Genomic DNA, 23154 nt, shown 5'->3' with positions numbered 1-23154 from the left:
ACCGGGTGCTACTCGACGACGGCGGCCTGGAGTTTGGCCTCGTCCGTGGCGGCGGGACCGCCGCGCAGCGGGATCTCCTTGATGAAGACCGCCAGCACCGGCACCACGACCGCGAACAGGATCGCCCACCAGAAGATGCCCGAGATGGCGCCCGCCAGCGTCTCGAGGAAGCCGGTGCGCACCTGCGGCGGCAGCGCGCCGAGGGCGGCGGCGTCCATCCGGCCGCCACCGCCGACCATCCGCTCGGCCGTCTGGGCGCCGAACCTGTCGGTCAGCCCGGACAGCAGCTGGTTGTTGAAGATGGCGCCGAACAGGGAGACGCCGAACGAGCCGCCGATGGAGCGGAAGAAGGTGGAGGCGCTGCTGGAGACGCCGAGGTCCTTCTGCTCGACGCTGTTCTGGGCGATGAGCATCGTGGTCTGCATGAGGAAGCCCATGCCGACGCCGAGGACGGCGATGTAGACGCCGGTCTGCCAGGAGGGGGTGTCGACGCCCATCAGCGACAGCAGGAACATGCCGAGCGCCATCACCACCCCGCCGAGCACGGGGTAGGCCTTGTACCGGCCGGTCTTGGTGATCGCCTTGCCGACGAACAGGGACACGACCATCGCCGCTCCCATCATCGGCAGCAGCAGCAGGCCCGAGTTGGTGGCCGAGGCGCCCTGGACGGTCTGCTGGTAGAGCGGCAGGAAGTTGATCGCGCCGAACATCGCGAAGCCGAGCAGGAAGCCGACCGCCGAGATGAGCGTGAAGTTGCGGTTGCGGAACAGCTGCAGCGGCATGATCGGCTCGGCGGCGCGCCGCTCGACGGGGATGAAGAGCGCCAGCGAGACGACGGCGAGCGCGGCGAGGCCGAGGATCTGCGGAGAGCCCCAGGTGTATTCGTTGCCGCCCCAGGTGGTGATGAGCACGAGGGCGGTGATGCCGATGGACAGCAGGACCGCGCCGAGCCAGTCGATGCGCGCCTCGGTGCGGTGCCTGGGCAGCTTGAGCTTCACGGCCAGCAGGACCAGGGCGACGGCGCCGACGGGCAGGTTGACGTAGAAGGCCCAGCGCCAGTCGAGGTGGTCGGTGATGAAGCCGCCGACGAGCGGGCCCGCGATCATGGCGAGGGACATGACGCCCGCCATGATGCCCTGGTACTGGCCGCGCTCCCGGGGCGGGACCAGGTCACCGATGATGGCCATCGCGTTGACCATGAGGCCGCCCGCGCCCAGGCCCTGGATCGCGCGGAAGGCGATCAGCTCGGCCATGCCGTCGGCCGGTCCGCCCAGCATCGACGATCCGGCCATGCCGCACAGCACCGAGCCGATCATGAAGATCACGATCGAGGCCATGAAGATGCTCTTGCGGCCGTAGAGGTCGCCGACCTTGCCCCAGATGGGCGTCGAAACAGTCGTGCCGAGCACGTACGCTGTCACCACCCAGGACAGGTGTGTCAGGCCGCCCAGCTCCTCGACGATGCGGGGCATCGCCGTGCCCACGATCATGTTGTCCAGCATCGCGAGGACCATCGCGAGCATCAGGCCCGGCAGTACCGCCATGACCTCCCGCCGTCGCTCCACGGAAATCTCCCCGATTGAGAACGTCCACTTACTTGCCGACCGGCAAGCAGACGCTAAGCTAAGGTCTTACTTGCCGGCCGTCAAGTGAAATTGGACCGAAATGCGAGAAGACACACGGGCGAAGATCCAGGAGATCGCGCTCAGGCTCTTCACCGAGCAGGGCTACGAAGCCACCTCCCTTCGCGAGATCGCCGAAGAGCTCGGCGTCACCAAGGCGGCCCTCTACTACCACTTCAAGACCAAGGACGACATCGTCGCCAGTCTGGCCGAGGACAGGATCGCCGAGCAGGACGAGCTGCTCGCCTGGCTGCGGACCCGGCCCAAGACGGCCGAGACGCGCAGGGAGCTCATCCTTCGCTACGCCGAGCAGCTACGGCGCACGCGCCACCAGGACCTCGGCCGTTTCCTCGAGCGCAACCAGACCTCGCTGCGCGACCATCCGACCCTCATGGCGATGCGCGAGCGGATGATCGCGGTGGCCGAGGAGCTCAGCGGCCCCGACGACCCCATCGCCGTACGGCTGCGCCGTTCGATGGCACTGTTCACCCTCCACACCGGGATGTGGCTGACCCAGCAGTACGACATCGGCGAGGACGAGCGCCGCGAGATCGCCACCAGGGTGGCCCTGGAGATCCTCGAGGGCCGCGGCGACGATTGAGACGCGGCTCTCGGGGCACGGGCCATCGCATGACAGGGAAAGAGGAGATCGCACGCGTCAAGGAGCTCATCGACGGCTTCTACACCGGCCAGGAACGCCTCAGCCACCTGGAGATCACCAAACGGATGACGGCCGCCGAGTTGCCCGCCGACCTCATGGTCTACTTCGACCTGCTGCCTGACGGCGACTACGACCAGGAGGAACTCGTCGAGACCCTGAACCAGATGATCATCGACAGGGGCCAGGAGGACGCGGTCGGTCTGATCCCCGAGGTCTGAGGAGGCGCAGTGGAGGCGACCATAGCACTTCGGCTGCCGAGGGACGCCGCGAGCGTACCGGTGATCAGACAGACGCTCGACGGCACCCTGCGTTCGCTCCATGTCGTGCGGCCGATCAGAGAAGACATCGAACTCATGCTCAGCGAGGCCTGCGCCAACGTGATCAGGCACGCGGTACAGAGCGACGAGTACACCGTGAGCGCGGGGGTCTATCACGACCGCTGCGTCATCAGGGTCGTGGACACCGGAGGCGGGTTCGATCCGCACAGCGTCGGCGATCCGGCCCCCGGCGCCGAGCACGGCCGCGGCCTGCAGATCATGCGGGCCCTGGCCGACGACGTGCGCTTCACCCAGCGCAGGGAGCACGGCACGATCGTCAGTTTGGAGAAGAAGCTACGTTTCGAGAACGAGGCTCCCTTCCCGACACCGCGGCCATGAGGACGATGGCCAGCAGGACGACGACGGAGACGGCGAGCAGCGCGAGGGCGACCAGCCCGACGACGATCGCCAGGGTGGCGGCGAGGCTGAGCAGTGTCCACACCATGCCGGAGCGGCTGCCCGCGATCGGATGGGTCATGCCACTATCGAGTGAAATGCCGCAATCGAGCGAGATGCCGCTTCCGGCATGACCCTCAGGCCGTCCGGTCCCGCCGCCAGGGCCTCCTTCAGCCGAAACGGCCGGGCAGCAGGTCGAGGCGGCGCAGGATGACACCCTCGCGCAGCGCCCACGGGCACACGATCAGCTTCTCGATCTCGAACAGGTCCATGGTCGCGTCGGCGACGATCGCCCCCGCGGCGAGCTGCGCGGCCCGGCCCTCGGAGACGCCCGGCAGCTCCGCTCGTGCCGAGGCGTCCATCCTGGTCAGCTTGACCGCCCACTCGGCCAGGTCGCTCCTGGTGAGCGAGCGGGAGACGTAGGGCCCCTCGCCGGAGGGCGGGGCGCCGGCGATCCTGGCCAGCTGCTTGAAGGTCTTGGACGTGGCCACGGCACAGTGCGGGCCGCCGTACCTGACGATGTCGCCGACCCGGCGGGCGATCTCGGCGCGGACGTGCCTGCGCAGCTTGCGCACCTCCTCGGCCGAGGGCGGGTCGGAGGTGAACCAGTCGCGGGTCAGCCGCCCCGCGCCCAGCGGCAGGGAGACCGCGACGTCGGGCTCCTCGTCCATGCCTCCGGCGATCTCGAGCGACCCGCCGCCGATGTCGAGGGTGAGCAGCCTGCCGGAGGACCAGCCGAACCAGCGCCGGGCGGCCAGGAAGGTCAGCATCGCCTCCTCGTTGCCCGACAGGACCTCGATGTCGACCCCGCACTCGGCGTTGATCCTGGCCACGACCTGCTCGCCGTTGGCCGCCTCCCTGACGGCCGAGGTGGCGAAGGCCATGAAGTCCTCGACGCCCTTGTCCTCGGCGATCTGCAGCGCCTCGGCCACGAACGCGCTCAGCCGCTCGATGCCGCGCCTGGACAGGCGGTCGCCGTCCTCCAGGTGCTCCGACAGGCGCAGCTCCTCCTTGTGGGAGTAGGCCGGGATGGGGCGGGCTCCCCGGTGGGCGTCCACCACGAGCAGATGGACAGTATTGGAGCCTATGTCCAGAACGCCGAGTCGCATGGGCGAACGTTATCGCCCGCGGGGCCGTACGGCGAAGCGGAGGCTGAAGTGGTCGAACAGGGCCGGCGCACCCACCACGGCGACCTCTCGCGCGCGCAGGATCTCGGCGAGCACGCGGGTCGCGGTGAGCATCACCAGCCCCTCCCCTGCGCAGCGGGCGGGCCCGTCGCTGAAGGGGACCTGGTCCATGAAGGAGGTGATGACGGCGACGGCGCTGCCCGCGGGCACGGTGATCCCGCGCCAGGTGGTCGGCGCCGTGGTGTCGCGCAGGATGGCAGGCGTCGTGGGCCAGCGCCGCAGCGACTCCAGCACGGCCGCGCGCGACCTGGCCTCCTCCCCCGCGTCGCCGGACGGCCCGTCGGGCGACGCGGGGGAGGAGGCCCGCAGGGCCAGTGCCCGCCATGCCGCGATGCCGGCCGCGTCGTAGGCGAACAACCAGTGCGGCACCTGGCCTTCGGCGTGCACGACGGGATCGGCCGGCGTGCGGGCGAGCAGCCCGGCCAGACTGCCCTCCTCGGCCCTGCGCAGGTGCCCCTCCAGCCGCCGCTGGAAGGCGACCCGCACGTCGGTACGGCGGGCCCGCAGGGAGAACCAGTTGGCGTCGGCCCGCAGCCGGTCCAGCAGCGCGCTGAGCTCCTCGTCGTCGCGGGCCGCGTCGCCGAGCACCACGCGGCGGGCGATCCGCCGGTGCGCCGCCTGGAAGCAGGGCCAGTCGATCACTCCCCGCGTGGGCAGCGCCACTATCTCCTCGGCCACCTTCGCCCGCACGTCGCCGGCGATCGCGCCGGGGCCGAGCACCTCCTCGTTGAACGCCCGCCGCCGGGCGCGCAGCTCGGGATCCCTGGTGACGAGCACGGCGTCGCTCTGGAAGTGGCCGAACGCGCCCTGTTTCTCCCTGTTGGCGGGGGTGAACTCGGCGCCGTGCAGCGCCCGCCGCACGTCCGCGCCGGTCAGCGGGATGACCGCCCAGCCGCGCAACGGGATCCGCACCAGCAGCGGGCCGCCGTCGTGGCGGTCGCGCAGCCGGGCCAGCAGCCGGTTGGCCCGCTCGTCGGCCCTGAGGAGGGCGGCCAGCCGCACGCCGAGCGGCCGGCGCAGGACGACGCCCTGGGCGACGATCGGCAGCGCCACCTCCAGGGCGAGCCGCAGCGTCTCCCATGGCGAGGTCCGGCAGGGGGGCCGCGCCCGGCGCCGGGGCAGCGGCCTGGTCGGGCGGAGGGCGGGATGGTGGTTGCCCTCGGGGTCGAAGGCGGGCAGGCCGACGGCCCTGTCGCGCAGGCGCAGCAGCGCGATGGTGTGCTCGCCCGCGTTGATGGCGTACAGGTCGTGGTCGAGCCGCTGCGCGGTGAGCCTGAGCCTGCCGTGCCGGTGCCGGTAGCCGCCGGGCAGCACCAGGTCGAGGTCGCGCCCGTCGGCGCCGTCGAGGATGCGCACGAGCGTGGTCTGGCCCGCCAGCCGTACGACGGCCTCGCGCGGGCCCGTGTCGAGCGCGGGCACTCCGAGCGGCGGATGCTCCAGGACCTCGAGAGTCGCGGTGAACAGATCGCCCTCGGTGATTGTCGGCATATTTCCGCGCATACCCTTCCTCGTGGTCATGACACGCGTCGCGGGGGGCGGGGCCCGGTCGTGGCGCGAGTGTCCCTCCGGGCGGCAATAGTCTGACGTCGTGACACGAACCCTTCGCCTGCTGGTGACCGGTGGCGGCACCGGCGGCCACACCTATCCCGCCCTGACCACCCTTGCCGCGGTGCAGCGGCGGCGGGTGCCCCACGACGTTCTCTGGGTCGGTACGGCCAGCGGCCTGGAGGCCAGGATCACCGCCGAGCACGGCATCCCGTTCAAGGCGATCACCACGGGCAAGCTGCGCCGCCGCCCGAACCTGCGCGAGCTGGGCACCAACCTGGCCGACATGTTCCGCATCCCGCTGGGCGTCATGCAGGCGATCGGCCACGCGGCCCGCTACCAGCCCGACGTGGTGCTGTCCACGGGCGGCTACGTCGCGGTGCCCATCGGCGTGGCGGCCAGGCTGCTGCGCCGCCCGCTGGTCATGCACGAGCAGACCACGGTCGTGGGGCTGGCCAACCGCATCCTGGCCAGGATGGCCACCCGCATCGCCCTGTCGCACGAGTCGTCGATGGAGCACCTGCCCCCCTCCGCCCGCGACAAGGCGGTGGTGACCGGCAACCCGGTGCGGCCCGAGCTGCTCCACGGCGACCGGGCGGCGGCCTACGACCAGTTCGGGCTGACCTTCGAGGTGCCGCTCATCTACGTGACCGGCGGCGCCCAGGGCAGCAAGCAGATCAACACGATGCTCGCGGAGATCCTGCCGCGGCTGCTGCCGTACGCGCAGGTGATCCACCAGTGCGGGCCCGCGTGGATCGACCAGATGCGCGCCGTCGCGCTGCCGCCAGGGCTGGCCGACCGCTACCACCCCGTCCCGTACGTCGGGGCCGAGCTGCCCGACCTGTTCGCCGCCGCGGACGTGGTGATCTCGCGCAGCGGCGCCGGCACGGTCTCCGAGCTGACCGCGATCGGCAAGCCCGCGGTGCTCATCCCGCTCATCCCGACCGGCGGCGACGAGCAGCGCAAGAACGCCTCCTACCTGGCTTCCGCGGGCGCCGCCCGAGCGCTGCTGGAGCCGAACCCGCCGGCCGAGCTGCTGCTGGCCGAGCTGATGCCGCTGCTGGCCGACCCGGCGCTGCGCGCGGCGATGGCCGAGGCGGCCCAGAGGCTGGGCCGGCTCGACGCCGCCGACGCGCTGGCCGGCATGCTGCTGGAGGCCGCTCAGCCGTCCAGGTAGCGGAAGGCCTCGTGGGCTTCGCGCACGCTCCTGCGCAGCGTCTCCTCCAACTGGCCGGCGTCGTCGGCCAGCCGGGAGATCTCCGGTACGGCGAAGCCGTCCGCGCCCGACTCGGCCACCAGCTCCTCGTAGCGCGGCAGCCGGGCGCGCAGCTCCTCGATCTGGCCGCGCGCGTGGTAGGCGCGCTCGGCGTCGGCCACGTGGCTCGCGTAGCGCTCCAGCGCCTCGACCCTGGCCACGACCGCCGTCTCGCTGCCGGCCAGCGCCCGCTCCAGCGGCTGGACGGCCTGGGCCACCTCGGGCGCGACGCCGCGCGCGATGAGCGCCTTGTGCTCGGCGCGCAGGGCCGACAGCTTGGCCAGCAGGCGGGCGATCTCCCACTCCTGCTGGGGCAGGAGCACGGCGTTGCGCACCTCGTCGAGCAGCCCTTCGGCGTTGACGTGGGAGCCGAGGACGGAGTTGACCGCCCGCTGGGTGCGCGCCATCAGCGCCAGCGCATCGGGATCGAAGTCTTCGGGCAGGTGGTAGCGGCCGTCGTACCAGCGGGCCTGCTCGAAGATCTCCTGCTCCTCGGTGTGGTCGTCGCCGGGCTGCGCGCGCGGGGACAGCACCTTGGCCATGAAGAGCAGCATGACCACACCGAAGCTCAGGAAGGCCACCCTGATCGAGCCCGCGACGATGAAGATGATCGCCAGCCCGAGCAGCATGGGGGCGCCCACGAGGGCGGCGGTGTCGAAGGGAGTGCCGGACGGGCGTTCGGGCCCGGGCCGCGGCCGCCATCCGGCCTTGATGCGGGACAGCAGCGGGGCGTTCGCCTTGAACGTCCAGGCGACCTCTTCCGGCACGCCAGGATCGACCACGACCGCTATGTCCTGTCCCGACATTCCCTGGATCATAAGCTTTGCCGGGGCGGGTGTGGAAGAGCGCGACGTGGTGTTCAGGCCTTCATCAGGCCAAGGTTCAGTACACCCCCGCGGCCCTCCAGCATGGCGCGCCTGGCGTGCCGTACCGCGTCGAGGGTGTTGCCCGCGGCGCTCGGGGAGTCCTCCACGGACATGCGCAGCTCGATCTCCAGCGGGGTGCCGCCGAACGCCTCGCCGTCGATCCTGATGTAGGCGACCTTCCGGTCCCGCAGGAAGGGGACGTGCTCGGCGCCGACGTGGACCTGGCCGCCGTCCGGCATCCTTCCCGCCGCCATGCCCTGGGCCTTGGTGGCCTTCTTGCCCGCCATCCTGGCCGGGTCCTGCATCGCCTGGAAGTCCATGTTGCCGCCGGCGTTGAGCTGGTAGGTGGAGCGCAGCCGCACTCCCGCGGCGGTCAGCGCGTCCACCAGCGCGCGGTGCACGAGCGTCGAGCCGAACTGGCTCTTCAGGTCGTCGCCGACCAGCGGCAGGCCCGCCCGCTCGAACCTGTCGGCCCACTCGGGCGCGCGGGCCAGGACGGCGGGCATGCAGTTGACGAACGCGCACCCGGCCAGCAGCGCCGCCTCGGCGTACAGCTCGGTGGCCCGCTGGTGGCCGACGGGCAGGTAGCTGACCACCACGTGCGTGCCCGTGGCCCGCAGGACGCCGGCGACCTGCTCGGGCGTCCTGCCGCCCCGCGCGCCCGCGAGGTCGCCGAAGTCCTCGCCGAGGATGCCCTCCTCCACCGGCACGCCCGCGTACGGCACGCGGGCGAAGGCGGCGGCGTTGTTGGGCGCGGCCCAGACGGCCTCCGACAGGTCCTTGCCGATCTTCTCAGGGGTGACGTCGAAGGCCGCGGTGAAGGCCACCTGCCGGACGGCGAAGCCCGCGCACTCGGGGTAGTCGGTGTCGCGGTAGTACTCGACCCCCTGCACGAGCGAGGAGGCGCAGTTGCCGATGCCGACGAGGGCCACGTTCACAGTGCTCATGAACCGTACATCTTGCCCAACTCGGCCACCGTCTCCCGCATCAGGTCGCGTAGTTCGGCGGGGGCCAGCACCTCGACGCTCGCGCCCATGCGCAGCAGCAGCCAGCGGGCGTGCGGGACGGACTCGATGGGCACGGTGACGGTGCGCCACCCGTCGGGGTCGGGTTCGGGCAGCTCGACCGTGATGCTCATGGTGTAGTCGAGCAGGCTCTCGGCGCCGGGCGCGACCCTGATGACGGCCTCGGCCTTGTACATCTTCTCGCGGAACTCCTTGGCGTACAGGCGCCAGAACTCCGCCAGGTCGAACCCCTGCGGGTGCTCGAACGTGCCGTCGAGCGTCTCCAGGCTGAGGACGCGCGAGACCCGGTAGGTGCGCGGCGGGTCGCCGGGCGGCGCGGCGACCATGTACCAGGAGCCGCCCTTCAGCACCAGGCCGTAGGGGTGGACGACCCGCTCGACCACCTGCCGGCCCCAGCGCTGGTAGCTCATGCGGAGCGGGCGCTGGTCCCACACCGCCTCGGCGACCTCGGTCAGGTGGGGGACGTCGTCGGCGTTGCGATACCAGCTGGGCACGTCGAGGTGGAAGCGCTCGCGCATCCTGGCGGCCTGGGAGCGCGGCTCCGGCGGGAGGGCGGCCAGCAGCTTCAGCTCGGCGTTGGCGGCGAGCTCGGCCAGGCCCAGCTCGGCGGCGGGCCCGGGCAGGCCGGCCAGGAACAGGGAGGATGCCTCGGCGGCGGTCAGGCCGTTGAGCCTGGTGCGGTAGCCGTCCAGGAGCTGGTAGCCGCCCGCGGGGCCGCGGTCGGCGTAGACGGGCACGCCCGCCGCCGACAGGGCCTCGACGTCGCGGTAGACGGTCCTGACCGACACCTCCAGCTCCTCGGCCAGCTCGGTGGCGGTCATACGGCCACGCGTCTGCAGCAACAGGAGGAGGGAGAGCAGCCGGCTCGCGCGCATGCCCCCATTCTCGCCGCCCGCGCGCGGAGCCGGGAAAACGACTTGAGCCTCACGTCACGTGAGCCTCTACCGTCCCGCCCATGGAAATCATCGTCCACGACACCTTCGCCGCCATGGCCGACCTGCTCCGCCGTCCCCTCGGCGAGCGCCGGGACCTCCTGGCCGGCATGCTCGCCCCCATCCGCGCGGCCATCCCCGTGCCGGGCGACATCGTCGACATCCACCACCAGGGCGCCGGATTCCGCGTCGACCGCGAGGACCCGCGCTACCTGCCCGCCGTCGAGAAGCTCATCGAGCAGGACGTCCCCGGGCAGATCGAGCGCGCGCTCGGCAAGGCCGCAGCCGCCCTGACCGGTCTGGCCGCGCCCGACGCCATCCAGGTGATGTTCGTCCTGGGCCACCCCGACGACGACTACCTCATGAACGTCGTGGGCGGCTACTACGGCATGGGCGGCTCCGGCGACGTGATCTACCTCCTCGCCTGGCCGGGCGACGACGTCATCGGCAGGATCGCGCACTGCGCGGTGCACGAGTTCCACCACAACATCCGCTACCGCACCGTGGAGTGGAACCCGGCCACCGTCACCGTCGGCGAGCACGTCGTCGCGGAGGGGCTGGCCGAGGCGTTCGTGCGGGAGCTGTCGGGTCCCGAGGCGATGGGCCCGTGGTCGGCGCGCCCGCTCGACGACGCGGTGTTCGCCAGGATCGTGGCCGACCTCGGCCTGCAGGGCATGCAGAACACGCCCGCCTACGTGCTCGGCGACACGGCGATGGTCAGGTTCGGCCAGGAGCCGCGCGGCATCCCCGACATGGCCGGCTACCCCGCCGGACTGCGCCTGGTCGACGCGCACCTGCGGGCGACGGGCCGGTCGGCCGTCGAGTGCACGGGCCTGCCCGCCGCCGAGATCCTGTCAACCTGGCGAGACGAAGCCTGACTCGTAGGCGGCGATCACCGCCTGCGTGCGGTCGCGGGCGCCGAGCTTGGTGAGCACGTTGCCGACGTGCGTCTTGACCGTCTCCTGGCTGACCACCAGCTCGGCGGCGATCTCGCCGTTGGACAGCCCCCTGGTCATCAGCCGCAGCACGTCGCCTTCACGGCCGGTCAGGCGGCCGATGCCGGGCAGCCCGGTGGCGGGCCTCCGGCGCGCCGCCAGGTCCCTGATCGCGGCGGGGAACAGCAGCGTGTCGCCGGCCGCCACCACCCTGATGGCCCGCACCAGGTCGCCCGGCCTGGTGCGCTTCAGCAGGAAGCCGCTCGCGCCCGCCCGCAGCGCGTCGTAGACGTAGTCGTCGTTCTCGAACGTCGTCACCACGAGCACCTTGGGCGCCTCGGGCAGCGCGACCAGGTTCGCGGTGGCCTGGATGCCGTCGAGGCGGGGCATGCGGACGTCCATGAGCACCACGTCGGGGCGTTCCCTGCGGACCACGGGCAGCACCTCGGCACCGTCGGCCGCCTCGCCGACGACGGTGAGGTCCTCCTCGGACTCGACGATGATCCGCAGTCCGGTGCGGATGAGGTCCTCGTCGTCGGCTATCACGATCTTCAGCGTCACGCCCCCGACCGTAGCGGGAGCCGTACCGACACCTGCCACTCGCCCCGCTCGCCAGGACCGGCGTGCAAGGTGCCGCGCAGCAGCCCGACCCGCTCCCGCATGCCCGCGACCCCGCGACCGCCGCCCCTTCCGCGCGTGGCGGCGGTGGCGTTGGAGATCTCGAGGCTCAGCTCGTCGTCCTGGACGGCGGCGGCCAGCCGGACCGCGCCCCGCCCGTGCTTGATGGCGTTGGTCAGCGCCTCCTGGACGATCCGGTAGGCCTCGCGCGAGACCACGGCGGGCACCGAGGACAGGTCGCCCACTTCGCGCCTGACGTCGGCGCCCGAGGCGCGGATCAGCTCGTCGAGGTCGGCGAGCGTCGCCTGCGGGGCGCGGCCCTGCGCGTCCTCGCGCAGCACGCCGAGCACGTGGTCGAGATCCTCCAGCGCGGCCCGCGCCGACTGCTCGATGGCCTCGAGCGCGGTCCTCGCGGTGGCCGGGTCGCGCTCGATGACCCTGCTCGCGGCGGCGGCCTGGAGGGTGACCACGCTCAGCGCGTGGCCGACCGAGTCGTGCAGCTCGCGGGCCAGCCGGTTGCGCTCGGCGAGCCTGCGGGCCTGCTGCTCGGCGACGGCGAGCCGATCGGCGGGCGACGGGCCGAGCAGCCTGGGCGCCAGCCGGGCCAGCAGCGCGCCCGCGCCGGCCACCACGGCGACCAGGACCACCGCGATCGCCACCGCCGCCACGGGCATCCACGCCAGCGGCGCATCGCGGCCGAGCAGTCCGGCGGGGTCACCGGTGAGCGGCGCGGCGAGCAGCCACACCACGAACGGCACGATCGCCAGCGTGATCCCGCTCATCAACCCGCCGACCGCCAGGTGCAGCGTGAACCACAGCGCGGTGCGCCGCCGTTCCCCCCAGGTGCGCCGCCCGCCCGGCAGCGGGTCGACCTTCGCGCCGAGCAGCCCCTCGGCCGCCGACACCTCGAACGCCCGCAGCGGCAGGAACAGCCCGGTCACCGCGACCAGCGGCAGCACCGCCACGTAGACCAGCACGTCGACGGGGAAGAGCAGCTGCGAGGCGTTGCCGCGGCCGCCGACCGTGCCGCTGACCAGCACGCCGAGCATCATGTACGGCATCAGCAGCGCCCCGCCGAGGATCAGGCAGGCCCACCTGCGGGCGACGAGTCTCCATCTCACAGATCGCATTATATGTCGCGGTAATTCACTCCCAGCATAATGCGCTTTTAGCGGAATATGCTCACGGAGAACCGCGACACCACAATTCCGGCTCTCTCGATAACGTCTTATGCGTAACGCGAGAGAAAGGTGGACGCATGACGGAGACCCCTCGCCCGGCCTGGCCGGAGCAGCTTGGCCAGCGACTGCTGAAGGAACGGATTATCGTCCTCGGCCAGGAGGTCGACGACGACATTTGCAATCGCCTGTGCGGCGAACTGCTTTTGCTGGCGGCCGAAGACCCGGTCAGCGACGTCACTCTTTACATCAATTCGCCCGGCGGTTCGATTTCGGCCGGGATGGCGCTTTACGACATGATGCAGTTCGTCCCCTGCGACGTGGCGACGGTCGCGATGGGGTTCGCCGCCTCCATGGGGCAGTTCCTGCTGAGCGGAGGCGCGCCGGGCAAGCGCTACGCGCTCCCCCACGCCCGGATCGTCATGCACCAGCCGCTCGGCGGCATCGGCGGCACCGCGGCCGACATCCAGATCCAGGCCGAGAACCTGCTCTACACCAAGCGGCTGATGGCCGAGCTGATCGCGCAGCACACCGGCCAGCCGCTGGAGCGCATCCAGGCCGACTCCGACAGGGACCGGTGGTTCACCGCGCAGGAGGCCAAGGAGTACGGCTTCGTCGACCATGTCGTCACGCACGCGGACGGGGTGATCAAGGTATGAACGCGCGCTATGTGCTGCCCTCCTTCACCGAGCGCACCAGCTACGGCATCAAGGAGATGAACCCGTACAACAAGCTGTTCGAGGACCGGATCATCTTCATCGGCACGCCGATCGACGACACCCTGGCCAACGACGTGATGGCGCAGCTGCTGACGCTGGAGTCGCTCGATCCTGACCAGGACATCCAGCTCTACATCAACTCGCCGGGCGGGTCGTTCACCTCGATGAGCGCGATCTACGACACGATGCAGTTCGTCAGGCCGCAGGTCCAGACGGTGTGCATCGGCGAGGCGAGCTCGGCGGCGGCCGTGCTGCTGGCGGCGGGGGCGCCGGGCAAGCGGGCGGCGCTGCCGCACGCGCGCATCCTGCTCCACCAGCCGGCCACCGAGGGGGCCAGCCGCGGGCAGTCGAGCGACCTGGAGATCCACGCGCGGGAGATCCTGCGGATGCGCGACCAGCAGGAGGAGATCCTGGCCAAGCACACGGGGCGGTCGACCCTCGACATCCGCAGGGACATCGAACGCGACCGCTTCATGACGGCCGAGCAGGCCAGGACCTACGGGCTGATCGACGACATCTTCGCCGGCCGCAAGAAGACCCTGACGCCGGCCTGACCCTCCGGCGAACCGCCGGAACGACATCCGGCGGCTCGGCCGGCTTCCCGGCGGGTCGGCCTCCCGGCGGGTCGGCTTGATCGGCCCGCTTGATCGGCCGGCTTGATCGGCCTGGTTGATCGGCCTGGTTGATCGGGGGCACAGCGGGGCGTTCGCGGGTCACAGCGGGCGCCCACGCCGGTCCCGGCGCTGACGATGGGCTCGCGCCGGGGCCGGACCCCGCCCCCACCCCAGCAATTCTGGAAATGTCGTGACATGTAGCCTGCTCTGCGTTCTGTGACGCAAGCGGGGGGAGTGGCGGCGTGTCGCTGGAGCAGGTCATCGTGCTGCTGGTGGCCGCCGCGGGAGCCGGCTGGATCGACGCCGTCGTCGGCGGCGGCGGGCTGCTCCAGCTTCCCGCCCTCATGGTGGCGGGCGTCCCCCCCGTCCAGGCGATCGCCACCAACAAGCTGGCCGCCATCTTCGGCACCGCCTCCGCCGCCGTCACCTACGCCCGCACCACCAAGCTCGACCGCGAGGTGGCGATGCCGGCGGGCGCGCTGGCCGTCCTCAGCTCGGGGCTCGGGGCGACGGCGGCCGCGGCCATCTCCTCCGGCGTCCTGCGCCCGCTGGTGATGGTCGTCCTGCTGGGCGTGGCGGCGTTCGTGACCCTGCGCCCCTCCTTCGGCGCGCTCCCCCAGCCGCACCTGCGCACCCGCGCGCGGGTCGGCGCGGCCATCGTGGCGGCGGGGGTCGTGATCGCCTTCTACGACGGCATCATGGGTCCCGGCACGGGCACCTTCCTGATCATCGCGTTCACCACCATCCTCGGTCTGGACTTCGTGCACGCCTCGGCCACCGCGAAGATCATCAATACCGGCACGAACTTCGGCGCGCTGCTGGTCTTCGGCTTCCAGGGCCACCTGCTGTGGGGGCTGGGGCTGGGGATGGCGGCCTGCAACATCGCCGGCGCCCAGCTCGGCGCCCGCATGGCGCTCAGGCGCGGCGCCGGGTTCGTGCGGGTCGTGCTGCTGTGCGTGGTGGTGGCGATGGTGGCCAGGCTCGCCTGGCAGCAGTTCGCCTGAGCTCAGATCGGGTTGCCCTCGCCGTTCTCGTCGCCGGGCGTCTGCCCTGGCGTGTTGCCGCCCGTGTCGCCGGGAGAGGGGCTCGGTCGCGGGTTCTGCGGCTCCGGCGAAGCCGGCACCGGGGGCGGGCTCGGCACGAACTCCGTCGGCGGCAGCGGCCGCGGCAGCGGCGCGCTGTCGTCGTCCCCGCCGAACAGCAGCAGCGCGATCACCGCGCCCAGCACCACGAGCAGCGCCAGCACCCCGGCCGCGACCAGCACCCTGGCGCGCGTCTCGGTCAGCGGCGCGCGCGGGCGCGGCGGCGCGGGCAGCGCCGGCGCCCTGTCGGCCAGCCAGTAGGGCACGAAGTCGGGCCCGTGCACCTCGCCGATCAGCGTGCCGCCGACCAGCACGGGCTCGAGGAAGCGTTCGGCTCCCGGCCGTCCGGGGACGTACGGCACCGCCACCCACGGCGCCTGCCCCAGGTCGGCCGCGACGACGGGCGGCCCGTCGGCCACGGCCCCCCTGTTCCGGGCGCGGGCGACCCAGCCGCGCCGTCCCGAGGCCGCGCGGATCGCCGTCACGAACCGCTCGCGCGCCGAGGGGTCGAGCGCCGCTCCCCTGGTGAGCAGGGCGATCGACACCGCCCGGCCGTCGGCGGCCTGCCCGAGGTAGACCAGGCCCGCCGGAGCGGTCGACAGCCGTGCCTGCACGGCGAAGCCCCCGAGGCGCGGCGGGTCACCGTACTGCAGCGGAACGGCCATGCGAGTCATCAAAGCACGTATACCCGGCGCGCCGGGGCGTGCACCCATAAGCCTTGTTTGGTGGAATAGCACTCATGAGCACTGCCGAAGAGCTGTCGACGGGTACCGACGCGGCCGTGCTGCGTCAGACCCTTGAGGAGGTCCGGCGGGTCATCGTCGGCCAGGACCACATGGTCGAACGCCTGGTGGTCGCGCTGCTGGCCCGTGGCCACTGCCTGCTCGAGGGTGTGCCAGGGGTGGCCAAGACGTTGGCCGCCGCCACCCTGGCCACCGTGGTGGGCGGCACGTTCGCCCGCATCCAGTTCACCCCGGACCTGGTGCCCAGCGACATCGTCGGAACCCGCGTCTACCATCCCTCCAGCGAGCAGTTCGACATCGAGCTCGGCCCCGTCTTCGTCAACTTCCTGCTGGCCGACGAGATCAACCGCGCGCCCGCGAAGGTGCAGTCCGCGCTGCTCGAGGTGATGGCCGAGCGCCAGGTCACGCTGGCGGGCATCACGCATCCGCTGCCGAAGCCGTTCATCGTGCTGGCCACCCAGAACCCGATCGAGTCGGAGGGCGTCTACCCGCTGCCCGAGGTGCAGCGCGACCGGTTCCTGTTCAGGGTCAAGGTGCCGCACCCGAGCGCGCAGGAGGAGCTGGAGATCCTGCACCGGATGAGCGTCACCCCTCCGGTGCCCGAGCGGATCCTCGATCCCGAGCGGCTGCTCGCCCTGCAGCACCAGGCCGAGCTGGTCTCGGTGCACCAGCTGGTCGCCGACTACGTGGTGCGCCTGGTCATGGCCACCCGCTCGCCCGCCGAGTACGGCATGCCGGAGCTGGCCGACACCATCGAGGTGGGCGTCAGCCCGCGCGCCACGCTCGGCCTGGTCTCGGCCGGCCGGGCGCTGGCGGTGCTGCGCGGGCGCGACTACCTGCTGCCCGACGACGTGCGCGACGTGGCGGTGGACGTGATGGGCCACCGGCTCATGCTCACCTTCGACGCCCTGGCCGACGGCGTCGACCCCGAGCAGGTGATCAGGCAGATCCTGCACGCCGTACCGCCTCCGCTGGTCGTGTGGAACCAGAACAGGTGACCGCGCCGTGACGAACCAGGCCGAGCAGGCGCTGCGCAGGCTCGAGCTGACGGTCATCAGGAAGCTCGACGGCCTGCTGCACGGCCAGCACGCCGGCCTGCTGCCGGGTCCGGGCAGCGAGGCCGGCGACAGCCGCGTGTACGTGCCGGGCGAGGACGACGTGCGGCGCATGGACTGGGCGGTGACGGCCCGCACGACGATCCCGCACGTGCGCGACCTGATCGCCGACCGGGAGCTGGAGACGTGGGCGCTGGCCGACCTGTCGCCCAGCATGGACTTCGGCACCGCCGGGACCGACAAGCGCGAGCTGGTGGTCGCGGCGATCGGCGCGATCGGGTTCCTGACCAGCCGGATGGGCGACAGGTTCGGGGCGCTGGTGCTGCACGACGACGCGCTGCACCGGATGCCCGCCAGGACGGGCCGCCCCGCCCTGTACGGCCTGCTGCACTCGCTGGCCGGCGCGCCGCGCGGCCGGGCCGTACCGGACGCCCCCGACCTGGCGGAGGGCATCGACGTGCTGGCGGCCATGCGCAGGCGGCACGGGCTGCGGGTGGTGGTCTCCGACTTCCTCGACGCGCACCCGAGCCTCGACCCGGACGCCGAGCGGGTGTGGGAGCGGCCGATGAGACGGCTGGCCGCCCGCCACCAGGTACTCGCGGTCGAGGTGATGGATCCCCGCGAGCTGGAGCTTCCGGACGTCGGCACGGTGGCGTTCACCGACCCGGAGACTGGGCACGTAAGCGACGTACACCTCTCGCCGCGGGTACGCGCCGCCTACGCCGAGGCGGCCGCCCTGCAGCGGGAGGGCACCCGGGCCGCGCTGCGCAGGGCCGGGGTGGCCCACCTGGTGCTGCGCACCGACCGGGACTGGGTCTTCGACATCGCGCAGTTCACGCTGCGCCAGCGGCGCATGGCGCACCTGGCACACCGGAGGGCGGGTACGTGAGCGAGCATCACGCGGCAGGCGGCAGGGAGCAGGAGGGTCCGTGACGTTCCTCGCGCCGGCTTATCTGTGGCTGTTCGCCCTGGTGGCGCTGGTGGTCGCGGCGTACGTGGCCGCGCAGTTCGGCAGGCGCCGCTACACGGTGCGCTTCACCAACCTGGCGCTGCTGTCGCTGGTGGCCCCGCGCGCGCCGGGATGGCGGCGGCACGTGGCCCCGCTGCTGTTCCTGCTCATGATGAGCCTGCTGGTGGTGGGCGCGGCCAGGCCCGCCGACCAGGTCCGGGTGCCGCGCGACCGGGCCACCATCATCGTCGCGCTGGACGTGTCGCTGTCGATGGACGCCAACGACGTGCAGCCCAGCCGCATCGCGGCCGCCAAGGTCGCCGCGCAGTCGTTCGTCCGCGGGCTGCCCGAGCGCTTCAACGTGGGCCTGGTCTCCTTCGCCCGCTCCGCCAACGTGGTCATCTCCCCCACCACCGACCGCCCCGCCGTCGTCACCGCGCTGGCGAACCTGTCCACCAGGCCGGGCACCGCGATCGGCGAGGCGGTCTTCAACTCGCTGGAGTCGATCCGCTCCTTCGACCAGCGCGCGGTCACCGACCCGCCGCCGGCCGCGGTCGTGCTGCTGTCCGACGGCGACAACACCTCGGGCCGCTCGGTGAACGAGGCCATCGACGCCGCCAAGCAGGCCAGGGTGCCGGTCTCCACCATCGCGTACGGCACGCAGGACGGCACCGTCATGATCGACGGGCGGCCGGTGACCGTACCGGTGAACAAGGCGACCCTGCAGTCGCTGTCGGAGGGCACCGCAGGCCGCGCCTACTCCGCCGAGTCGGGCAACGAACTGCGCGAGGTCTACGAGCAGATCGGCACCTCGCTCGGTTTCAAGACCGTCAGCCAGGAGATCAGCCAGTACTTCATCGTCGCGGCGATCGTCGTCGGCCTGCTGGTGGCGGCCGCGGCCATCCTGCTGGGCCATCGCATTCCCTGAGGGCGGTAACGTTTTCCCACGTGGCCCACTACTTCGAGGAGCAGCCGCAGGCGGCGAGCAGACCCGCGTCCGTCGACCTGGTCCTGCCCGACCTGCACCTGCGGCTGGAGACCGACAGGGGCGTCTTCTCCCCCGACCGGATCGACCTCGGCACCCGCATCCTGCTGGAGAGCGTGCCGAAGCCGCCGCAGGAGGGCGACCTGCTCGACCTGGGCTGCGGCTACGGCCCCATCGCGCTGACCATGGCCACCCGCGCGCCGGGGGCGACCGTCTGGGCCGTCGACGTCAACCGCCGCTCGCTGGAGCTCACCCAGCGCAACGCCGAGGCCGCCGGCCTGGCCGGGGTGCGGCCGGCGCACGTCGACGAGGTCCCCGAGGAGCCGCGTTTCGCCGCGATCTGGTCCAACCCGGCCATCCGCATCGGCAAGCAGGCGCTGCACGAGATGCTGACCCGCTGGCTGACCAGGCTGACTCCCGACGGGGTGGCCTACCTCGTGGTGCAGAAGCACCTCGGCTCCGACTCGCTGCAGCGCTGGCTGTCCGAGCAGGGCTGGCAGGCCACCCGCCACACCTCCCGCGCCGCGTACCGAATCCTGAAGGTGACCCGATGAGAAAGCAGCTGCGCCCGACCGACGTCAAGCGGCTCAACCGCACGTGGCGTCGCAGCACGGAGAACCGTCTGTCGATGATCATCGAGTCGGTGACGGGGCCGTTCAACATCGGCTCGATCTTCCGCAGCGCGGCCGCGTTCGGCGTCGACCAGATCTGGCTGGCCGGCAACGCGACCCCGCCCACCAACCCGAAGGCGGGCAAGACCGCGCTCGGCACCGACCGGCTGGTGGCCTGGAAGGACTCCGTGCCCGTGCTCGACGCGGTGCGCGAGGCCAAGGACGGCGGCTACACCGTCGTCGCCATCGAGCTGACCGGCGAGGCGCGGCCGCTGCACAGGACCAACCTCGACCGCGACGTGTGCCTGGTGGTCGGCAGCGAGGACCACGGCTGCTCGCCCGCCCTGCTGGAGGCCGCCGACCTGGCCGCCTACATCCCGCAGGTCGGCAGGGTCGGCTCCTTCAACGTCGGCGTGGCCGCCGCCATCGCGTTGTCGGAGGCGCGCCGGCAGGAATGGAGTAAATTGCCCGAGTCGTAACCAGGGTGACATGACGGGCCGGGCTCACAACCGGCATACTCGCCGTGTGTTCAGCCGTCGCTTCGCCTTCCTTGATCATCCCGGCCCGCTGGCCTTCGCGCACCGCGGCGGCGCCCTCGAGGGGCACGAGAACACCGCCGCGGCCTTCGAGCGGGCGGTCGAGCTCGGCTACACCTACCTGGAGACCGACGCCCACGCCACCTCCGACGGCGTGCTGCTGGCCTTCCACGACCACACCCTCGACCGGGTGACCAGCCATCGGGGGAAGATCGCCGAGCTGCCGTACCGGGTCGTCAGGCACGCCCGCATCGGCGGCGTCCACGACATCCCGCTGATGGAGGACCTGATCGGCTCCTTCCCCGAGGCGCGCTTCAACATCGACGTCAAGGAGGCGGGCACGATCGAGCCGCTGGCCGCGATGGTCAGGCGGACGAACGCCTACGACAGGATCTGCCTGACCTCCTTCTCCGACGAGCGGCTGGCCAGGGCGCGCGCCGCGATGGGCCGCGAGGTCTGCTCGGCGCTCGGCCCCCGCGGCGTGGCCGCCCTGCGCGCCGCGGCCACCACCTCCGGCTACGGCCGCGTGCTGGCCCGGCTGGCCCGCTCCGGCGTGCCCTGCGCGCAGGTGCCGGTCGGCTTCCGCGGGCTGCGCGTCACCACCCGGTCCCTGGTGCGTACGGCGCACGCCCTCGGCATGCAGGTCCACGTGTGGACCATCAACGACACCCTGCGCATGGACCAGCTCCTCGACCTGGGTGTCGACGGCATCATGACCGACAACATCTCCGGCCTGCGCGAGGTCCTCGACCGGCGCGGCCTCTGGCACCCCGGCCAGCTCGCAGCCTAGGAGTTCTCCCTTGGCAGTCCCCTCCTCCCCTGCCGTCTCCGACGACTCCCCCGCCGCCCGCCGCCGAGAGCAGCGCGGCTGGTACTGGTACGACTGGGCGAACTCCGCCTTCCCCACCACCGTGCTGACGGTCTTCCTCGGGCCGTACCTGACCGACATCGCCGAGACGGCGGCGGCCGGCGCGCCGTACGTGGACGTGCTCGGCATGGACGTGCGGCCCAGCGCCTACTACTCCTTCGTGGTCGGGGTGGCGGCGGTGCTGCAGATCGTGCTGATGCCGATCGCGGGCGCGCTGGCCGACCACACGGGGCGCAAGAAGGAGCTGATGGGCTTCTTCGCCATGCTGGGCGCGGCGGCGACGGTCTGCTTCTGGTTCGTCAGCGACGGGCGCTACCTGCTGGGCGGCGCGCTGTTCCTGATCGCCAACGTCGGGTTCGCGTGCGCGTTCGTCATCTACAACTCCTTCCTGCCGGAGATCGCCACGCCCGCCGAGCGCGACCGGGTCTCGGGCATGGGCTGGGGCTTCGGCTACCTCGGCGGCGGGTTGCTGCTGGCCGTCCACCTGGTGCTGTTCCTGCGGGCCGAGTCCTTCGGCCTGGACGGCGCCACCGCGGCGCGCATCGCGCTGAGCTCGGCCGGGCTGTGGTGGGGCGGCTTCACGATCATCCCGTTGCTGCGGCTGCGCAACAGGCGCGGCGAGATCGCCACGGGAGAGACGGCGGGGCAGGCGGTCGTGGGCAGCTTCCGCCAGCTCGGCAGGACCGTGATGGGCCTGCACCGCTACCCGCTCACGCTGGCCTTCCTCGTGGCCTACCTGCTCTACAACGACGGCGTGCAGACCGTCATCTCCTTCTCGGCGACGTACGCCGACAAGGAGCTGGGCCTGGACAAGACCGTGCAGATCGCCGCGATCCTCATGGTGCAGTTCGTGGCGTTCGGCGGCGCCCTGCTGCTCAGCCGCCTGGCGACGCTGCTCGGCGCCAAGCGGGTGGTGCTGGCCGCGCTGGTGGCCTGGACGGCGGTCGTGTGCGTGGCCTACTTCCTGCCCAGGGGCTCGGCCACGGCCTTCTTCGCGCTGGGCTTCGCCATCGCGATCGTCATGGGCGGCACCCAGGCGCTGTCGCGCTCGCTGTTCTCGCACGTGATCCCACGCGGCAAGGAGGCCGAGTACTACAGCCTCTACGAGATCAGCGACAAGGGCTCGACCTTCCTCGGCTCGTTCACCCTCGGCCTGGCGCTGCAGCTGACCGACAGCTACCGCCTCGGCATCGTCTCGCTGGTCGTCTTCTTCGTGCTCGGCGGCGCGCTGCTGGCGGCCGTCAACCTGCCCCAGGCGATCCGCGCGGCGGGCAACGAGGTGCCCGAGCGGGTCTGAACCCCCGCCCGCCACAACCCCTGGTCCGACCTGCCGGGCTAGCCGCGCTCCGGCTCGCCGGACGACCTCGGGTCCGGCCCGCCGGGGCGCCGCCGGCCCAGGCCCGCCGGGGTGGCCAGCACCATCGTGCCGGGGCCCTGGGCGGCGCCCGGGCCCGGCAGGACCGTGATCGTCTCGGCGGTCGCCTCGCCGCCGCAGTGGGGGCAGGTGACCACGGGCGTGAACAGCTCCCCGCAGGAGTGGCGCAGCAGCGCGGGCGGACCGCCGGGCGGCGTGGACCACTTGTCTCCCCAGGCCATCAGCGTGACCAGCGCGGGCACGATCTCGCGCCCCGCCTCGCTCAGGTGGTACTCGTGGCGCACCGGCCGTTCCTGGTAGGGCCGCCGCTCGACCACGCCCGCCTCCACCAGCCGCTCCAGCCTGGCGGTCAGCAGGTTGCGGGAGATGCCCAGGTCCTGCGCGAGCTCGTCGAACCTGCGCACGCCGAGGAACAGGTCACGCAGGATCAGCGGCGTCCACGGCTCGCCGACGACCCCCACCGCCTGCGCGATCGAGCAGTGCATGTCCCCGAACCTGTTCATGACCCCAGCATAGTCAGTTGCTAAAGTGAACCTTACCAAGTTCACATTCAGGACTAACCTGACCGGAGGTCACGATGAGCATCGCACTCCCCTACCGGGAAGCAGGAGAGAAGAAGGACCTCGACGCGCTCATGGCCACCCTCGCCCCCGAGGTGGTCTTCCACTCCCCGCTCAGCGCCCGCGCCGGCTTCCACCGCCGCGACGAGGTGCGCGCCCTGTTCGGTGTCGTGTTCTCCGTGATCGACGGGCTCCGCTACCACACCGACGTGGGCGACGACCGGACCCGCATGCTCGCCGCCACCGCCTCGCTCGGCGCGACCACGATGGAGGAGGCGGCCCTGCTCAGATTCGGCGACGACGGACTGATCACCGAGATCACCATGTTCGTCCGGCCACTGCCCGCCCTCACCAGGCTCATGGCCGCGCTCGGACCTGGACTGGCCAGAGCCAAGGGCAGGAACGGCCTGGCCGCGCTGGTCGGCGCGGCGACGAGGCCGCTGGTGTTCATGACCGAGAGCGGCGACAGGACGCTGGTACCGCTCGTCACCAGGGCGTCGCGGCGCAGGCCACAATGAGG

At 71.8% G+C, this 23154-nt stretch carries 27 protein-coding genes; 16 read left to right on the top strand and 11 right to left on the bottom strand.

Annotation, left to right across the window (positions count from 1 at the left end):
- Positions 1–8: 8 nt before the first annotated feature.
- Entirely contained in the window at positions 9–1565 is a 1557-nt protein-coding gene (locus ACWENQ_RS31305) for an MDR family MFS transporter (protein WP_452417388.1), read from the bottom strand.
- A gap of 100 nt (positions 1566–1665) precedes the next feature.
- Between ACWENQ_RS31305 and ACWENQ_RS31300 the strand changes: the two genes are divergently transcribed.
- The 3 genes from ACWENQ_RS31300 to ACWENQ_RS31290 are packed head-to-tail and all read left to right on the top strand — an operon-like array spanning position 1666 to position 2939.
- On the top strand, positions 1666–2223 hold the full coding sequence (locus ACWENQ_RS31300) for a TetR/AcrR family transcriptional regulator (protein ID WP_449925234.1): 558 nt from the start codon (positions 1666–1668) through the stop codon (positions 2221–2223).
- 29 nt (positions 2224–2252) lie between these two features.
- Positions 2253–2501: a hypothetical protein gene (locus ACWENQ_RS31295; protein ID WP_354906910.1), complete on the top strand. Its 249-nt coding sequence runs from the start codon at positions 2253–2255 to the stop codon at positions 2499–2501.
- A gap of 9 nt (positions 2502–2510) precedes the next feature.
- Positions 2511–2939, top strand: a complete 429-nt coding sequence (locus tag ACWENQ_RS31290; RefSeq protein WP_449925238.1) for an ATP-binding protein — start codon at positions 2511–2513, stop codon at positions 2937–2939.
- On the opposite strand, the gene ACWENQ_RS31285 is transcribed toward ACWENQ_RS31290, so the two are convergent.
- The 3 genes from ACWENQ_RS31285 to ACWENQ_RS31275 form a co-directional block, all read right to left on the bottom strand.
- Entirely contained in the window at positions 2878–3078 is a 201-nt protein-coding gene (locus ACWENQ_RS31285; protein WP_449925242.1) for a hypothetical protein, read from the bottom strand. The two genes, ACWENQ_RS31290 and ACWENQ_RS31285, sit on opposite strands and share 62 nt — an antisense overlap.
- A gap of 88 nt (positions 3079–3166) precedes the next feature.
- The gene (locus ACWENQ_RS31280) at positions 3167–4105 is read right to left on the bottom strand and encodes a Ppx/GppA phosphatase family protein (protein ID WP_452417387.1); all 939 of its coding nucleotides are present in this window, start codon (positions 4103–4105) and stop codon (positions 3167–3169) included.
- 9 nt (positions 4106–4114) lie between these two features.
- The gene (locus tag ACWENQ_RS31275; protein ID WP_452417385.1) at positions 4115–5671 is read right to left on the bottom strand and encodes a hypothetical protein; all 1557 of its coding nucleotides are present in this window, start codon (positions 5669–5671) and stop codon (positions 4115–4117) included.
- A 100-nt stretch (positions 5672–5771) separates the two neighbouring features.
- On the opposite strand from ACWENQ_RS31275, the gene murG reads away from it, so the two are divergent.
- Positions 5772–6905: an undecaprenyldiphospho-muramoylpentapeptide beta-N-acetylglucosaminyltransferase gene (murG, locus tag ACWENQ_RS31270; RefSeq protein WP_354906915.1), complete on the top strand. Its 1134-nt coding sequence runs from the start codon at positions 5772–5774 to the stop codon at positions 6903–6905.
- On the opposite strand, the gene ACWENQ_RS31265 is transcribed toward murG, so the two are convergent.
- From ACWENQ_RS31265 to ACWENQ_RS31255, 3 genes are read right to left on the bottom strand one after another with little or no spacing between them, the layout of a single operon-like run.
- A complete protein-coding gene (locus tag ACWENQ_RS31265) occupies positions 6890–7789 on the bottom strand; it encodes a hypothetical protein (RefSeq protein WP_452417383.1) in 900 nt (299 codons plus the stop codon). The two genes, murG and ACWENQ_RS31265, sit on opposite strands and share 16 nt — an antisense overlap.
- 53 nt (positions 7790–7842) lie before the next feature.
- Positions 7843–8796 carry an inositol-3-phosphate synthase gene (locus ACWENQ_RS31260; protein ID WP_452417381.1) on the bottom strand — a complete coding sequence of 318 codons (954 nt, stop codon included), beginning with the start codon at positions 8794–8796 and terminating at the stop codon, positions 7843–7845.
- A complete protein-coding gene (locus tag ACWENQ_RS31255) occupies positions 8793–9749 on the bottom strand; it encodes a helix-turn-helix transcriptional regulator (RefSeq protein ID WP_354906918.1) in 957 nt (318 codons plus the stop codon). Before ACWENQ_RS31255 ends, ACWENQ_RS31260 begins: the two co-directional genes overlap by 4 nt.
- An 80-nt stretch (positions 9750–9829) precedes the next feature.
- Between ACWENQ_RS31255 and ACWENQ_RS31250 the strand changes: the two genes are divergently transcribed.
- Positions 9830–10684 carry a DUF2268 domain-containing protein gene (locus ACWENQ_RS31250; RefSeq protein WP_452417379.1) on the top strand — a complete coding sequence of 285 codons (855 nt, stop codon included), beginning with the start codon at positions 9830–9832 and terminating at the stop codon, positions 10682–10684.
- On the opposite strand, the gene ACWENQ_RS31245 is transcribed toward ACWENQ_RS31250, so the two are convergent.
- Together ACWENQ_RS31245 and ACWENQ_RS31240 are read right to left on the bottom strand one after the other, a co-directional pair.
- Entirely contained in the window at positions 10661–11302 is a 642-nt protein-coding gene (locus tag ACWENQ_RS31245; protein ID WP_452417377.1) for a response regulator transcription factor, read from the bottom strand. The two genes, ACWENQ_RS31250 and ACWENQ_RS31245, sit on opposite strands and share 24 nt — an antisense overlap.
- Positions 11299–12489 carry a sensor histidine kinase gene (locus tag ACWENQ_RS31240; RefSeq protein ID WP_452417375.1) on the bottom strand — a complete coding sequence of 397 codons (1191 nt, stop codon included), beginning with the start codon at positions 12487–12489 and terminating at the stop codon, positions 11299–11301. Before ACWENQ_RS31240 ends, ACWENQ_RS31245 begins: the two co-directional genes overlap by 4 nt.
- Positions 12490–12617: 128 nt before the next feature.
- Between ACWENQ_RS31240 and ACWENQ_RS31235 the strand changes: the two genes are divergently transcribed.
- The 3 genes from ACWENQ_RS31235 to ACWENQ_RS31225 all read left to right on the top strand — a co-directional run bounded on the left by ACWENQ_RS31235 (position 12618) and on the right by ACWENQ_RS31225 (position 14874).
- Positions 12618–13196 carry a ClpP family protease gene (locus ACWENQ_RS31235; RefSeq protein WP_354906922.1) on the top strand — a complete coding sequence of 193 codons (579 nt, stop codon included), beginning with the start codon at positions 12618–12620 and terminating at the stop codon, positions 13194–13196.
- Positions 13193–13810 (top strand): ATP-dependent Clp protease proteolytic subunit, encoded by a 618-nt coding sequence (locus tag ACWENQ_RS31230; RefSeq protein ID WP_354906923.1) that lies wholly within the window; start codon positions 13193–13195, stop codon positions 13808–13810. Before ACWENQ_RS31235 ends, ACWENQ_RS31230 begins: the two co-directional genes overlap by 4 nt.
- A gap of 302 nt (positions 13811–14112) precedes the next feature.
- Complete coding sequence (locus ACWENQ_RS31225; protein ID WP_452417374.1) at positions 14113–14874, top strand: TSUP family transporter; 762 nt, start codon at positions 14113–14115, stop codon at positions 14872–14874.
- 2 nt (positions 14875–14876) lie between these two features.
- On the opposite strand, the gene ACWENQ_RS31220 is transcribed toward ACWENQ_RS31225, so the two are convergent.
- Positions 14877–15617, bottom strand: a complete 741-nt coding sequence (locus ACWENQ_RS31220; RefSeq protein WP_449925270.1) for a hypothetical protein — start codon at positions 15615–15617, stop codon at positions 14877–14879.
- Between the two features lie 74 nt (positions 15618–15691).
- Here ACWENQ_RS31220 and ACWENQ_RS31215 point away from each other — a divergent pair, with 74 nt between their 5' ends.
- Genes ACWENQ_RS31215 through ACWENQ_RS31185 form a run of 7 tightly spaced genes read left to right on the top strand, consistent with a single transcriptional unit; the run spans position 15692 to position 21996 of the window.
- Positions 15692–16693: an AAA family ATPase gene (locus ACWENQ_RS31215; protein WP_354906926.1), complete on the top strand. Its 1002-nt coding sequence runs from the start codon at positions 15692–15694 to the stop codon at positions 16691–16693.
- A gap of 7 nt (positions 16694–16700) precedes the next feature.
- Positions 16701–17639, top strand: a complete 939-nt coding sequence (locus tag ACWENQ_RS31210) for a DUF58 domain-containing protein (RefSeq protein ID WP_449925273.1) — start codon at positions 16701–16703, stop codon at positions 17637–17639.
- A 40-nt stretch (positions 17640–17679) separates the two neighbouring features.
- Complete coding sequence (locus ACWENQ_RS31205; protein ID WP_449925276.1) at positions 17680–18627, top strand: VWA domain-containing protein; 948 nt, start codon at positions 17680–17682, stop codon at positions 18625–18627.
- Positions 18628–18647: 20 nt separating this feature from the next.
- Positions 18648–19238, top strand: coding sequence for a class I SAM-dependent methyltransferase (locus ACWENQ_RS31200; protein WP_449925279.1), 591 nt, complete (start codon positions 18648–18650; stop codon positions 19236–19238).
- Positions 19235–19774 (top strand): TrmH family RNA methyltransferase, encoded by a 540-nt coding sequence (locus ACWENQ_RS31195; RefSeq protein ID WP_452417372.1) that lies wholly within the window; start codon positions 19235–19237, stop codon positions 19772–19774. Before ACWENQ_RS31200 ends, ACWENQ_RS31195 begins: the two co-directional genes overlap by 4 nt.
- A 46-nt stretch (positions 19775–19820) precedes the next feature.
- Entirely contained in the window at positions 19821–20621 is an 801-nt protein-coding gene (locus ACWENQ_RS31190) for a glycerophosphodiester phosphodiesterase (RefSeq protein ID WP_452417371.1), read from the top strand.
- 10 nt (positions 20622–20631) lie between these two features.
- Entirely contained in the window at positions 20632–21996 is a 1365-nt protein-coding gene (locus ACWENQ_RS31185; RefSeq protein ID WP_452417370.1) for an MFS transporter, read from the top strand.
- A 38-nt stretch (positions 21997–22034) separates the two neighbouring features.
- Here ACWENQ_RS31185 and ACWENQ_RS31180 read toward each other — a convergent pair whose 3' ends face one another.
- Positions 22035–22577, bottom strand: a complete 543-nt coding sequence (locus ACWENQ_RS31180; protein ID WP_449925290.1) for a winged helix-turn-helix transcriptional regulator — start codon at positions 22575–22577, stop codon at positions 22035–22037.
- A gap of 74 nt (positions 22578–22651) precedes the next feature.
- On the opposite strand from ACWENQ_RS31180, the gene ACWENQ_RS31175 reads away from it, so the two are divergent.
- Positions 22652–23152: a nuclear transport factor 2 family protein gene (locus tag ACWENQ_RS31175; RefSeq protein ID WP_449925293.1), complete on the top strand. Its 501-nt coding sequence runs from the start codon at positions 22652–22654 to the stop codon at positions 23150–23152.
- Positions 23153–23154: the final 2 nt, after the last annotated feature.

This window comes from Nonomuraea sp. NPDC004354, from assembly GCF_053602555.1.
This window is presented reverse-complemented; position numbering and strand designations above follow the sequence as displayed.